General features: G+C 42.2%; 15 protein-coding genes and 2 pseudogenes. 3 read left to right on the forward strand and 14 right to left on the reverse strand.

The features are described from left to right. The 5 genes from cpaB to ITG10_RS04395 are packed head-to-tail and all read right to left on the reverse strand — an operon-like array spanning position 1 to position 3,011. Positions 1-750, reverse strand: coding sequence for a Flp pilus assembly protein CpaB (gene cpaB, locus ITG10_RS04375; protein ID WP_248386720.1), 750 nt, complete (start codon positions 748-750; stop codon positions 1-3). Beyond that, positions 743-2,092 carry an AAA family ATPase gene (locus ITG10_RS04380; RefSeq protein WP_248386721.1) on the reverse strand — a complete coding sequence of 450 codons (1,350 nt, stop codon included), beginning with the start codon at positions 2,090-2,092 and terminating at the stop codon, positions 743-745. The genes cpaB and ITG10_RS04380 overlap by 8 nt, the downstream gene beginning before the upstream one ends. Before the next feature lie 39 nt (positions 2,093-2,131). Next, on the reverse strand, positions 2,132-2,662 hold the full coding sequence (locus ITG10_RS04385; RefSeq protein WP_017632753.1) for a prepilin peptidase: 531 nt from the start codon (positions 2,660-2,662) through the stop codon (positions 2,132-2,134). A gap of 4 nt (positions 2,663-2,666) precedes the next feature. After that, positions 2,667-2,819 (reverse strand): hypothetical protein, encoded by a 153-nt coding sequence (locus tag ITG10_RS04390; protein ID WP_017632752.1) that lies wholly within the window; start codon positions 2,817-2,819, stop codon positions 2,667-2,669. A gap of 12 nt (positions 2,820-2,831) precedes the next feature. Beyond that, positions 2,832-3,011, reverse strand: coding sequence for a hypothetical protein (locus ITG10_RS04395; RefSeq protein ID WP_017632751.1), 180 nt, complete (start codon positions 3,009-3,011; stop codon positions 2,832-2,834). A 192-nt stretch (positions 3,012-3,203) separates the two neighbouring features. Here ITG10_RS04395 and ITG10_RS04400 point away from each other — a divergent pair, with 192 nt between their 5' ends. Beyond that, positions 3,204-3,947, forward strand: coding sequence for an AraC family transcriptional regulator (locus ITG10_RS04400; RefSeq protein ID WP_248386723.1), 744 nt, complete (start codon positions 3,204-3,206; stop codon positions 3,945-3,947). Between the two features lie 93 nt (positions 3,948-4,040). Continuing rightward, positions 4,041-5,729, forward strand: a complete 1,689-nt coding sequence (locus ITG10_RS04405) for an AMP-binding protein (RefSeq protein WP_017632756.1) — start codon at positions 4,041-4,043, stop codon at positions 5,727-5,729. 111 nt (positions 5,730-5,840) lie between these two features. Here ITG10_RS04405 and ITG10_RS04415 read toward each other — a convergent pair. From ITG10_RS04415 to ITG10_RS04450, 8 genes and pseudogenes are all read right to left on the reverse strand, one after another. Further along, positions 5,841-7,225: pseudogene (locus ITG10_RS04415) on the reverse strand (VWA domain-containing protein). An 11-nt stretch (positions 7,226-7,236) separates the two neighbouring features. Beyond that, a complete protein-coding gene (locus tag ITG10_RS04420; protein WP_017632757.1) occupies positions 7,237-7,392 on the reverse strand; it encodes a hypothetical protein in 156 nt (51 codons plus the stop codon). 62 nt (positions 7,393-7,454) lie between these two features. After that, positions 7,455-7,781 carry a TadE/TadG family type IV pilus assembly protein gene (locus ITG10_RS04425; protein ID WP_017632758.1) on the reverse strand — a complete coding sequence of 109 codons (327 nt, stop codon included), beginning with the start codon at positions 7,779-7,781 and terminating at the stop codon, positions 7,455-7,457. An 11-nt stretch (positions 7,782-7,792) separates the two neighbouring features. Further along, a complete protein-coding gene (locus ITG10_RS04430) occupies positions 7,793-8,287 on the reverse strand; it encodes a TadE family protein (RefSeq protein WP_017063294.1) in 495 nt (164 codons plus the stop codon). Positions 8,288-8,810: 523 nt separating this feature from the next. Further along, a pseudogene (locus tag ITG10_RS04435) lies at positions 8,811-10,335 on the reverse strand (IS66 family transposase). Positions 10,336-10,394: 59 nt separating this feature from the next. Continuing rightward, positions 10,395-10,748 (reverse strand): IS66 family insertion sequence element accessory protein TnpB, encoded by a 354-nt coding sequence (tnpB, locus tag ITG10_RS04440; protein ID WP_016791133.1) that lies wholly within the window; start codon positions 10,746-10,748, stop codon positions 10,395-10,397. Then, positions 10,745-11,056: a hypothetical protein gene (locus ITG10_RS04445; RefSeq protein WP_016768965.1), complete on the reverse strand. Its 312-nt coding sequence runs from the start codon at positions 11,054-11,056 to the stop codon at positions 10,745-10,747. The genes tnpB and ITG10_RS04445 overlap by 4 nt, the downstream gene beginning before the upstream one ends. Positions 11,057-11,154: 98 nt before the next feature. Beyond that, positions 11,155-11,346: a hypothetical protein gene (locus ITG10_RS04450; RefSeq protein WP_017629646.1), complete on the reverse strand. Its 192-nt coding sequence runs from the start codon at positions 11,344-11,346 to the stop codon at positions 11,155-11,157. A gap of 99 nt (positions 11,347-11,445) precedes the next feature. On the opposite strand from ITG10_RS04450, the gene ITG10_RS04455 reads away from it, so the two are divergent. Next, entirely contained in the window at positions 11,446-12,351 is a 906-nt protein-coding gene (locus tag ITG10_RS04455) for a LysR substrate-binding domain-containing protein (RefSeq protein WP_017629645.1), read from the forward strand. 101 nt (positions 12,352-12,452) lie between these two features. Here the strand turns inward: ITG10_RS04455 and ITG10_RS04460 are convergent, their stop codons facing one another. After that, positions 12,453-12,650 carry a DUF1127 domain-containing protein gene (locus tag ITG10_RS04460; protein ID WP_017629644.1) on the reverse strand — a complete coding sequence of 66 codons (198 nt, stop codon included), beginning with the start codon at positions 12,648-12,650 and terminating at the stop codon, positions 12,453-12,455. Positions 12,651-12,674 lie beyond the last annotated feature (24 nt).

Below are 12,674 nucleotides of genomic sequence, written 5' to 3' on the forward strand. Positions count from 1 at the left end.
TCAATCCTTGACGCGCACACTGGATGTTTCCGTACCCTTGATAATGGTCACGCTTGGTCTAGGCACGTATCGACGAACGACTTTCTTCTCAACTTCATGAGGATTTCTTAAGGTAAGCTGAATACTGCCTTTGCTCTTAGCCGTCAGAAGCTTTTCTGCATCTTTTGGGGTCACCTCAAGTGTTACCGCACGAACAATAATGGGGCTGTTTTCTTTGGTTCTGGCGGTTTGGTCTACCGCCAGCACTTTAATGTCTTTCAACACAGTTTGAGTGGCAGCAGAGTTTTTACCGTAGGAAACGGTATTAAGAATATCGACCTTGTTTCCGGGTAATAGAAACCCAGCTACACCGATAACATCATCGACTCGAATCGTCACCGCACGTTTATTTTCAGGAATCAGAGCCGCAAGTGTGGAGCCTTCACCTGGAACGGTGAAACGCAACTTGTGAAGCACCTCTCCGGCATAAATGGTGTTAGCGACAACCTTACCGATTAGCTCAGATTGATCCGAATAGTTGTTTTCATTTATCCAATCAACTTCCATCAACTTGGTCGTTAAATATTGATCTTCAATTATGGTTCCAGCTTCAATTTCTTGAGACGCAACTACAACCGGGTGACGTTCAACTTCTTCGACTTCTATCGTCGGCTGAACTTGGTTGTCCATCCATTGCTTAGCAAAAAATACAGCCGCTAAGCCGAATACTACGGACAGTAAAAACAATAGGAATACCTGACTCTTATTCATTATTTTCTTCCTCGTGTCCATCAGAGGTAAAGTAGACTTCCCATGCCATGGAAAGAATATCGAAAGTAATAACGGGCGGGAGTTGCTCAAACGAAAGAATGTCTCTGCTAATACCAGCGAGGTCTTTAGGTAAGCAAGGGAAAAGAGGCACTTTGTAAAGTGTGTGCATTTGAGACAAGCGCTCAAAGAATCCGCTTTGAAGCTCCAGTTCTTTTTCTTCCACAACGTTCATCCACAAGGATTCATAGTCACGCTGATTAAGAGGCTTGAACTCGATTTTATAACCCAAGCGACGTAAAAATGCCGGATCACTGATCTTCTCAGGGTTCAAGTTAGTGGAGAAAGCGAGGGTCAACACAAATGGCATTGTCACTTGCTGACCATTCGGCAACGAAAGGTAATCGAAGTAATATTCCATTGGAACAATCCAACGGTTGAGCAGATTATCAACTGGCATTGGTTGACGCCCGAGATCATCAATCACCAGAATTCCGTTATTCGCCATCATTTGTAGAGGCGCTAACCACACTCGACTGTTCTCTGAATGATTAACTTCAAGCATATCCATGGTTAGCTCCCCGCCTACCTGAATATTCGGTCTCTCACAATTGAGCCAACGCTTGTCGTATTGATCCTTAAGGGAAACCAATGTTTCACTACCGTTTCGATCGAGTGGTCTATGGTGTTGCGTAGAGAAAACCTTAATGATATTACCGAATGCATAGACCGCATAAGGAATAAAGACTGAAGTGTGTAAGGCATTGACTATGCGTGTCGCAACAAATGTTTTACCTGTACCGGCATGCCCATACAAAAGCAAAGCTCGTCCCGAGTTAATTGCAGGGCCTAGCACGGAGATCATTTTGTCTACGCCATACACATCACTAAGAGCCGCTTCAACATGTGGTCTGGTCACCAATTCCGCTCGCAAGTCTTGTTGTTTTACAATGTCACTGTATTGAGCAAGTGAAACAGGGACAGGTCCAAGATAGGCATCGCGGGTAAAGGCTAGGTCGGCTTCTTCTATGCCCTTTTCTGACAAGGAGTAGCGAACATGACTATGTGAAGAGGAGTCTAAGGATAGAGCTGAAGTTGGTTGAAAGACTTCAATGAATGATTTCTTTCTAAGTACCGCAAGTCCATTCTCAACAATATGGGTCACCACACACAAGTAGTTAGAAAGCTCTAATACATCAGATTTAGGGTACGCAGATAAGTGCTTGAGCAATAGATTTTCAATCACAACTTCAGGTATACCAAGCGATTCAATGGAAGTCGGAACCAAAGGAGCTGATATTTGAGGCTTTAAATTACTCGGGGACGGTATCCCTCTCATATCCATATGTCCTCTCCAACACATCGATTAGTGATTTAGTTTGATCTATGTAAAATAACTGTACATCGCTAAACCTATTACAACTGAAGGAGCAAATGGCATTGTTACTTTATTTGAGTACCGAAAATGCGCAACTGGCTCACTTTTAAGGTGAGGTGATATTCCGCTAACTAACATTAGTTTTTCTTCGAAATATCTTCGAACTGTTATCTCACTATTATTTTCTCGATTATAAAGTAAATATAATATCCCTATCATGCCAGCAGCTATGAGTATGTAATAAGAAACTTGAAGCAATGAACTCCAACCAACATACAACCCTATAACACCCAGTAATTTCACATCCCCTGCAGACATTGCTCTCAGAAAATATAAAACTAAGCCAGACAAAAAAAGTACGATAGCTCCGATTAATGAAGTAACTAACGTATCCAATGAAAACCCATCATTTAACGCTGATGAGAAATATAAAAATAACAATAAAATAAGTATCTTATTTGGTATACGATGTTTCTCAACATCGTATACCGAAACAATAATAAGTAATGCCCAAAAAACTAACGATTCACTTATCATTAATTTAGATACCTGCCACAATCGAAAGAAACTTACTGATTAGAGCTGTCGCTATTCCAGAAAATATCAACCAAGCAAGGACGACAAGTGAAGCCGCTCCAATTACATACTCGACCGTAGTTAACCCTTTCTGGTGCCCAACCCATTTGAGGCTCATTTTGGTAAGCTCTTACGATGTACTTATTTGGTCAACAATCGTACTTAATTTTGTTGATAGCGCAGTACCAATCCCAGTAAATATGGTTGTTAAACCTAATACGAGCATAGCTGCTCCAATTACGTATTCAATGACAGTAAGACCTTCTTCATCATTCATGAATTCTTTACAACTTTTCAAAAACTTACTCATGAGAATCTCTCCTTGATTTGGGTAACAGGTTTTGTTTACCTGTAAACTAAATCTAGAGCCGAACTATATATTCGGTTAGGATTTTCTTGCCATTTACTTGCACTTTTTTGTCACACTTCTAATCTATTTAAATAAACGTATTTATCCATACTTCTTTACTGTTTATTTAAGTATGATACCGGTTTAATAACTATGAATATAATTACCCCCTTACTGTCAGATATAGATAGCGACTTTAGCTCAATTATCATCAATAAAATAAGTCGTTACTTTCTCATAAAAAACTATAAACAGAACATCTCTATAATCAGTCACTTAGATGTAAGGTTAGTATTTTTCATATTGAATAAAACGGATGAACTTCAACTACTTAAAATGGCACTATCTATTTGTGATAACTTGAACAAGCGAATCGTTATTATTTGTACAGGTCAGATACCTAATAACGTTCGAAATCATAAGAATGTATTCTTCGTAATTGAAACAAGCAGTCATCATCTGACCAATTCATTCGAAGAGCTAAAGCATAAAACCCAACATATCTTTGAAGCACATTTCGACCTCGATCGAGACATGAATAACAATAACCAAGAACCGACAAAACAGTTTACTTCTGAAGTTGTTAACTTTGTTATGGATAACATTAACAAGGAAATAAGAGAAACAGAGATAGCTGAAAAATGTCACTGCTCAGCAACCTACTTTTCTAAGAAGTTTCATCTACACTTTGGAGTAAGCTTTAGAGACTTTGTGTGCGATAAACGAATCCTGTTAGCCAAGAAGTTAATCGAAGCCGATACCGAATCAAAAATAGCTGTAATTTCTTATCAATGTGGCTACAAGGATGTGTCGTATTTTTCAAGAATTTTTAAGAAAAGGACGGGCGTAACCCCTGCAAGCTATAGACGTGCCTGCACAGATAACAGAAAACGCTAATTTTACTCCCTAAAAGAAAAAATCATGGTACATTTAACATGATTTTAACAAAAATAACCAAAAATAACTTAGCGAAAAACATGGAGTTAGACAATGATTCAGCCTAACGAGTTTAGCCAAGAACAAGCAACAGCTCTCCCTACACCCAATGACATGATTTTAAAATGGGCAGAAGAACGCCCAGATGAAGTCTATCTAAAACAAATAATTAACCGCCAATTTGTTGAATTCACTTATAAAGAAGTGGCAGACAAAGCGCTCAAACTGGCGTCAGCATTAGAAGGACTCGGAGCCCAACCAGGCGATCGAGTTGCTCTCGTTTCAAAAAACTGTGCAGAGTGGTTTATCTGTGATCTTGCCATGATGTTAGGAGATTTTGTCAGCGTCCCTATCTTTCCAACAGCGGGTGCAGACACCATTCAGTACTGTATTGAACACAGTGAAAGTAAGATTGTGATCGCCGGTAAGCTTGACGATCCTAAGGCGACTCAACAAGTACTTGATGACAATCCGACCTTGGTCAGTATCTCATTACCTTACGATAGTGCGGCAAAATGCCAACACACATTCGAGCAGCTCATCGATACACATGAACCATCCACTAAACGACCTCAGCACCACGACGATAAGCTGATGTCGCTTGTGTATACATCTGGTACCTCTGGGTTGCCGAAAGGCGCAATGCTGACCTACGGTGCCTTTACGTGGTCAGTTCAGAGGCTGATCGATCATATCGGTATCCAAAAAGATGATCGTCTATTTTCTTACCTCCCACTTGCCCATATTACAGAGCGAGTTTACATCTTCGGTTCTTCAGTGATGGGAGGTGTGGTTACTGCTTTCCCTGAGTCTTTAGACACCTTTATTGATGATGTAAAAATGCATCGTCCAACCTTGTTTATTTCAGTACCTCGTTTATGGACTCTGTTCCAGCAGCGAATCCAAGACAAGTTGCCACAGAAAAAACTGAACTTCTTACTTAAGATTCCGTTTATCAACAACATCATTAAGAAGAAGCTTGCTGATGGTTTAGGGTTAGACCAAGCGCGTGTTCTCGGCTGTGGCTCAGCGCCAGTATCACCCGCTCTGCTCGCATGGTACGAAAGCGTTGGTTTACACATTACCGAGGCTTGGGGCATGACAGAGTCTTTCGCCTACAGCACGCTCAATTACCCATTCAGAGCCGATAAAATTGGTACGGTCGGTAATGCCGGCCCTGGGATCGAACTCAAGATAGCTGAAGACGAAGAGATTCTAGTTCGAGGCAAAGGCTTATTCTCTGGTTACTACAAGAATGATATTGCGACCCAAGAATCCTTTAACTCAGAAGGTTGGCTCCATACAGGAGACATCGGGGATATCGACAGCGAAGGCTACCTAACGATTCGTGGACGTAAGAAGGATACCTTCAAAACCGCGAAAGGTAAGTTTGTTGCTCCCGTTCCTATCGAGAACAAGCTCTTTGAATACAGCCGCGTAGAAATGATGTGTTTGATAGGCTTGGGCTTACCAGGCCCTATTCTGCTTGTCGTTCCACATGACTTCCCTAATTTTGATCGAGCTCGTTATGAAAAAACGACTAAGCGTGTTATCGAGAAGATGAACGAACAACTCGCTTCACACGAGAAGATCAAAGGCGTATTGATGATTAAGGAACCGTGGAGTATTGAGAATGGCGTGTTAACTCCGACTCTTAAGATAAAACGACATATCCTTGAGCAAAAGTACCACGAAGTTGGGCATAACTGGCCGAAAGATAAACTGGTGGTTTGGGAAGAGTAAACGACGACAAAACAACACATAGCACTAAGAGGGGGGCTGAAAAGCTCCCTCTTTTTATTTGCCTCAACTCTCTGTTGCGGTCTTAATGATCAAAGGCGATTAACAGAGATCTTATAAGGTTAAACGAATAATCACATCCAACATCTTATCAAAACAAGGTCCTAACGCCTCTTCGTCGATGGCATGACAATACACCCCTTCAAGCTGATTAGGGTCATAATCCGCACTAAGATCAGGATCATCTAACAACGCACTAGAGTTCGCCATCCGTAACAATAAGTCTTCACCAAACTCACTATCAGGCCCTGTCGCTGATGTTAGAGATGAACCTAAACCTAACGTAAATACATAAATATCTTCCGTTCTGGCTTTTTCCGCAATATCTTCGACGAGATTACGTGCAACCCTATTTACACGGGTATACAAATCATTCGCTGAATGACTATTCAGCGATCATATTGCGCGACTGGGCGCACCGCATGAGTTGGATTCAGAATATTGAACTCTGTAGCACTTGAATCATGAGTCGTGTAGTACTGGGGCATCTCACTGATATGGTCATCAATATCATTTCCCTCATAGCCACCAGATAAAGTGGTGGCTATTGAGTCATGCCTCCAAAGCCCTCTCGGCGTACCACTGGAACCATCGCTTGAACGAATTGCCCCCGTATGTGAATCCCCGTCCTCAAAATCAAACGTAGATGCAAAAGTGTTTGGTGCTCCATCGGTAAAGAACACGATCACTTTCAAGTTTGCCGGATCAGTCCCAGTTCTCAGTTCATTCAAGGCTCGATACATCCCTTCAGACGCATTGGTATATTGTGCGCTTGAAGTACTACCGAAGTTAAAGCTGTCAATTTCAGATTTGATGGTGCTTCGACTGTGCCCTCGGGTCGATGTGAACCCAACAGGTACCTCTGATCCAAACGCAAATTTCACCAACGAGATACGATCAAAACCTTCATGAAAATTCTCAACGAATGACTTAGACCTATCGATGACATCTTGAGTCACGTCGCCGATACTCCCTAACCTCAAAGATGTAGTGTTATCAATCACTAACACTAAATCTACAGGGCGGCGGATCGACTGTGCGGATACACCAGGGTTAAACGTGTCTAGCCCTATCAATGGCAAAAAGACAGTGGGCACTTGCGCTGTTGCCGAGATATCGATAGAGATATTACCAAACGAATCATTAGAGAAATTGACTGCGCCTAAGCTAGGAGTGGCTGAATAAAAGTCTGCGGGGATATTAGCTGCAAAATATTTTTGAGCAGCTGCCCGTCCAGCATCTTCGCCATTAGCGACCGCCCTTGCTGCCGCAATGCTGGCTGCATCGACCGCGGCAAATAATTTCGACTTAACAATATAAGCTCGACCAGCATCAACAGAAAGACCAACAACTAAGAGTATAAAAGGCAGCGCAATAATTGACATCAAAGCCACTAACCCACGACTGTAACGATATTTGATTGGGGTTTCCTTATCCATATCGACCTCCCTTACATATATGTTGTGTCGCTCAGAATGTATTCATCATCAAACACTCGACTAAAAATAGGCGAGTAGTCGTAGAAAACTTCAACGCTGTACACAATCTCTCCATCATCAAGTGCAACCGCTAAGTTGTTAACAATAGGAGGATCATCAGCATCCACATCCGAGCACTCTCCATCATTGGCCCAATTGCTGCAGCTCGCCCAAATAGCACTGTTTTTACTTAACCCGTGCTGGTTCTTTTAATGTATGGAGAAGCATCTTCTTGACCGACCAACTCAGTAATGTAAATAACGCCGTCTTGCGTTAAATCCAAAGTGCCTGATGTTGTCGCTATGATGTCCATGACTTCTTGTGGGGTATCAGTGTTACTTCGCGAGATAATGTTTCCACCTTCTCGACTGATATTGATAATAACGTGATTGGCTTGAATGAGATGTGTTATGTCGACAGCCGCCACGATCAGCAGCATAAATAAAGGCGCTATCAACGTCATTTCGATTGCTGCAAAACCTTTCTGAGCGGCTTTTTTCAATTTAAAAGGAAACATCCTGTCCCTCCCTAAAAAGCTTCGTTTTTCATCGCTGCGCTGACGGTAAATTTGAATTTTCCATCATCGAGCAAAACATACATATAGGGATTTACAGATGGCCACTCACAATCAAGGTGAATAGAAATAATGTCTCCAGAACCACCAAAGCCGGTGATTGCATTACCATAGACATCCTCAACACGTATATTCTGAACATCCATCACTTTATCGAGTAAACCGCTCGACGATTGAGAGATTTTTTCCAAGATAGCCGCTTCGCGATCACTCGATGAGTCAGGATCCAAGTCAGAACGACCTGTAATGGCATATCTTGCCCCCTCCCTTGCCGAGTGTTGCATGGTCAGTTTAACGAACCCATAAATACCAAGGTCAACAACCGTTAAAAAAAGCGCAAAAAACAGGCTCACCACAATCGTAAATTCGATAATAGCGATACCTTTTATTTTGGATTTTAGACCGCTTCGATAGCGGTTACCTTCTGAACCTCTTGAAATAAATTTCATACAACCCCCACCCTTTGTTCTTTCTATTCACCCTATCTAGCCCAATAGAATCCTAGGAGATATAGAAAGACTCAACATTACAGATATAGAATTGATAAATGAGTTATTCAAGTTTTAAATAAGTAGTAGATTTAAGCGTCTGAATAGGCGGTGAGCTGTATATTATTAATCGGTTAAACTTAATTATTTTCAGTTATTTAAATAACAATAAACTCACTAATAATGCAATTTTAAAGGAACACTAATTTGTCGCACTATTAAATAACTGCCTGTTTTATATCCATTAGAAAAAGAAGGACATTATAAACATTCTTGCTATTTATCTAAACAATCACCTTTTCTGTCTCAAATATAAGACAAGGAAAATTTAATTTATGCACTCGATATAATATATAAAAATACAAAATCCTAGAGTTTATACAATTAAGAGTTAGATAGAGTTAACCCTAAGAGACTTTCCTCACAAAGAACCCTTATGACTCTTTTAAGAGTAAACGCTCCATGAACCCACGGGGCGATGTTGTTAATGTTTGAAGTTCCAAGGTAGGAGCGCATCGATATCAGGCTCAACTTTCGCTAGCTCTTTCATGCACTTGACCATGTAGTCGTAAAGGATAAGGCCGTTGGCTTTCGCCGTCTCGACGATGCTGTAAAGCATCGCGCTCGCATCAGCACCATTTGGTGTGTTCGAGAAGAGCCAATTTTTTCTACCAATGACCAGCGGTTTAATGGCGCGTTCAGCACGATTATTATCGATAGATAAATGACCGTCATCGATATAGCGGATAAGTTTCGGCCATTGGCCGAGCGTATACTTAATCGCTTTTCCTAATGGACTAGAGCTTATTACTTGTTGAGACGTCATCCAGTCGCACAGCTCATCCAATATCGGCTTGGCATACTGTTGACGTTCTGCTTTTCGTGTTTCGACAGTCGCACCTTTTAAGCGCGATTCTATCCCATAGAGCTTCTGGATTTTGGCTAGCGCTTTATCTGCTTTGCCTGACTTACCTTTACCTTGAAGCTTCTTAGCATCCATGAACTTACGCCGTGCATGCGCCAAGCAACCAACATTGGTTACGTGATGAAGACCATCATAGGCACCATAGCCATCGGTTTGCAGATAACCACTGTAATCCCCAAGAAGGCAACAGGGCATGCCCTCGCGCGACTGTTTTGATAGTCGTACAAGGCGATATTCTTTACATTCGGCAGTGCAGCGTCGGGCGAGTCTGCGCCCGAGCAGTAGAGCCACATATAACACTGTTTATCTTCTTTGAGGACATTGAGCGGCGTTTCATCTGCCTGAACCACCACTTGTTGGAGTAGATGCTCTTTCAAGGCCGCATACAGCGGTTTGAACTTCTCACTGACTTGGATAACCCACCTTGCCATAGTAGTTCGCGATAGCTCAATACCCGACTGAGTAAACAGCGACTCTTGGCGGTACAGTGGCATTGCGTATTGATATTTGCCAAGGATGATGTTGGCTAGCAAGCTTTCTGTCGCGAAGCTTTTAGGGATGATGCTCTGGGGCGCTGGCTTTTGAACGATGTAGCTTTTGTCTTCAGTTTGCTCGCACTGACGACAAGCATACTTAGGACGAACATATTCCAGCACTTTGAGCACGGCTGGTGAGAACTCAAGTTTCTCACTGCGGTCTTCACCGATTTTATGCAGACTATATTGGCAGCATGCACACTGTTTTTCATGGTCGTCTAAATCGAGTTCGATAACCTCACGAGGCAAAGTCTTTGAAGTGGCTTGCGTTTACCACGCTTCTTCGTTGTGGTCGTTGTTACCTCAACCACCTCTCCCTTAGCGGCTTCACATTCCACTTCGTTGAAGAGGTCACCTTGAGATTCATCGTAAGGCTTTAACGCCTCCGAGCGTTTTGCGAACTGGCGGTCGAAAGCAAGTTTGAGTTGCTCAAGCAGAGATTGACGCTCTTGTTTCCATTGGTTTTCTGACGCCATCAGCGCTTTCACCATCGCTTGTAGCTCGGCAATATCTTGGCTTTCTGGGTTGATATCTGGCGTCTTTTTCATGGCATTGATTATACTAAAATCATGCCGTTAACGCTTGGCAGATAAGGCTTTATTATCGATTAAGTCATTGTAAAATCGTTTATTTGAACGGGTTTATGGCCGATAATCGTGAAGCCAGAAAGCAGTCTATCAAGTTCGAATTGAGTCAGGGTAAACACTTCATTTTGCTCTTTTGTAGGCCATTTATACTTGGCTTTTTCAAGGCGTTTATACCAAAGCGCAAAGCCAGTTTCATCCCAGTACAGCACTTTGATTTTGTCGCGCTGTTTATTGGTGAACAGGAACAGTGCGCCGCTTCCCAAGGGTAAATCGGTGTCACTTTCGATAATCGCCGCGAGGCCATTGATGGACTTTCTAAAATCGACACTCTCACGATACAGATAAATCTCTGGTGCGCTGAGCATATGTTTCATGACAAGGCTCCAATGAGTTCTGCCAGGTAGGCAGCGGGCGTGCCTTGAGGAATGCTCAACTCCACATCATTGATGAGGAGTGTCATGTTAGCGGTGGCTATTTGAGCTTGATACTTCGTTGTCTTTTCGACGACCTCTGCCCGTAAAAAGCCTTGAGAGACATCTGCTTTTTTGAGTTGCTGGCGCTTAGCATAAAACGTCGAGGGATTGAGTTCATTAATCTTACAAAATGCAAGCGTTGACAATGAACTCGATTCAGACTGCTCGATGAGTGTTTGCCATTCTTGATTAGTGTGTCGTTTTCCCATTTCAAATCTCCTCATGGTTGGAGACTTGATCTTATTCTTCGCGCTAGGCGATTAGAATGCGGGGTTTATGGAGCGCTTACTTTTAAGATAACAAAAGGTTATAAATATTTGGTGTAGTCTGAATCATTTCTGTTCTCGCTACTTAATCCTAAGTCCTCTTTTATTCGACGACTTAACTGCTCCACACATAACACCTTATTAGATTTAGCCTTGCCACCTTTTACTTCCATTACTTTGTTTTTAAAGATTTTATCACCAAAAAAACTCTTCAAATTGATTAATAACTCCATGATTTCCCTCTTGTATTCGCCATCGTTCTATCGCTATTATGAAAACAACCTGTTCGATAAGCGAACAACCATTCCTAACAAGAACTATAAGTAGAAGTTATGGACAATCGACTACGCCACCTTTCCGGACTGCGCTATTTTGAAGTAGCAGCTCGTTTAAGTAGCTATAGCAAGGCAGCGGAAGAGCTCTTTGTTAGCCAAGCCGCTGTTAGCCAAAAGATCCGACAGTTAGAGGAGCAACTTGAGTGTAAGTTGTTCATTAGAAAAGGGCGTGAAATGGCTCTGACTCAAGAGGGCCGGACTCTCTTCACACATGTATCACACGGATTCAAAGAGCTTGTTGCCGGATTAAACAAGATTCAGTCGGAGCCGCTACAAGGCGTAATCATAGTTCGAAGTCCTCCCTCTTTTGCTTCACGTTGGTTGTTGCCGAGGCTTTGGAAGTTCTCAGTCAAACATCCCGAGATACCAATCAAGATCCTGACAGGATGTGATACTCCTAACCTAAAGCATGGTGAAATTGATGTCGCTATTCGGCAAGGAGAAGACCTGTGTGTTGAGCAAGGCTTAGCGCTTGAAATACTCTTCAATGAACCTTTATATCCCTTTTGCTCACCTGAACTCGCTAACTCTTTAAAATTTACTTCGCCAGAACAGCTACTTAAGTGTTGGCTGATCCAATTTGAGGGTGGTCTCTTCCCTTGGGAGGAATGGTTCAGACAGGCGGATATACCAATGCAAGACAGCACCGTCCAATGGATGGAAGTGGGTACCTTTGATATGGGTTTAACGACGGTGATGGCTGGTCATGGAGTTTGTCTAGCAACAGATAGCTTGGCTGGAGACTTTATCGAACGTGGCCTACTTGTGAAGCCCTTTAATATTGGGATGACACCAGGCGTCCAAGTTAACTTATGTTTTGACCCTAGCTCACCGAGAAAAGAACGTATTGAGGCATTTACTGAGTGGTTGCATGAAGAAGTGTCTGAAATATCTAAGAGCTAAGCTTTAGATTTGGCTTTGCAAAGAGAATTCAGCATCACTTATCACACTCCGCGTTCACGTAACTCCTTTTATATTGAAAGAGTTACGTGTGTGAAGGTTAGTTATTCCCAAAAAGATTTTCTCATCTCTTCATTAGCCGGCTCTCGGGTAATACCAACATCTTCAAGTAAATGATCCGATAGCTCAGCTAGGTGTTTTCTCGTTCTGCGATTCTGAAGATAAGTCCTAAATTTAGAATAGAATTTCTTACCTGATAAGAATGAATGATGAGTATTTGATGTCGCGGTTATCGTGTTCATAATCGTTCTCCTATTGACGCTTTG

The sequence above is a fragment of the Vibrio sp. ED004 genome (assembly GCF_023206395.1).
Taxonomy (GTDB): domain Bacteria; phylum Pseudomonadota; class Gammaproteobacteria; order Enterobacterales; family Vibrionaceae; genus Vibrio.

Bases quoted from the DNA above. Each gene is read 5' to 3' on its own strand.
- cpaB (WP_248386720.1), bottom strand. From the start codon at position 750: ATGAATAAGAGTCAGGTATTCCTATTGTTTTTACTGTCCGTAGTATTC.
- ITG10_RS04380 (WP_248386721.1), bottom strand. From the start codon at position 2,092: ATGGATATGAGAGGGATACCGTCCCCGAGTAATTTAAAGCCTCAAATA.
- ITG10_RS04385 (WP_017632753.1), bottom strand. From the start codon at position 2,662: ATGATAAGTGAATCGTTAGTTTTTTGGGCATTACTTATTATTGTTTCG.
- ITG10_RS04390 (WP_017632752.1), bottom strand. From the start codon at position 2,819: ATGAGCCTCAAATGGGTTGGGCACCAGAAAGGGTTAACTACGGTCGAG.
- ITG10_RS04395 (WP_017632751.1), bottom strand. From the start codon at position 3,011: ATGAGTAAGTTTTTGAAAAGTTGTAAAGAATTCATGAATGATGAAGAA.
- ITG10_RS04400 (WP_248386723.1), top strand. From the start codon at position 3,204: ATGAATATAATTACCCCCTTACTGTCAGATATAGATAGCGACTTTAGC.
- ITG10_RS04405 (WP_017632756.1), top strand. From the start codon at position 4,041: ATGATTCAGCCTAACGAGTTTAGCCAAGAACAAGCAACAGCTCTCCCT.
- ITG10_RS04425 (WP_017632758.1), bottom strand. From the start codon at position 7,781: ATGTTTCCTTTTAAATTGAAAAAAGCCGCTCAGAAAGGTTTTGCAGCA.
- ITG10_RS04430 (WP_017063294.1), bottom strand. From the start codon at position 8,287: ATGAAATTTATTTCAAGAGGTTCAGAAGGTAACCGCTATCGAAGCGGT.
- tnpB (WP_016791133.1), bottom strand. From the start codon at position 10,748: ATGAAACATATGCTCAGCGCACCAGAGATTTATCTGTATCGTGAGAGT.
- ITG10_RS04445 (WP_016768965.1), bottom strand. From the start codon at position 11,056: ATGGGAAAACGACACACTAATCAAGAATGGCAAACACTCATCGAGCAG.
- ITG10_RS04450 (WP_017629646.1), bottom strand. From the start codon at position 11,346: ATGGAGTTATTAATCAATTTGAAGAGTTTTTTTGGTGATAAAATCTTT.
- ITG10_RS04455 (WP_017629645.1), top strand. From the start codon at position 11,446: ATGGACAATCGACTACGCCACCTTTCCGGACTGCGCTATTTTGAAGTA.
- ITG10_RS04460 (WP_017629644.1), bottom strand. From the start codon at position 12,650: ATGAACACGATAACCGCGACATCAAATACTCATCATTCATTCTTATCA.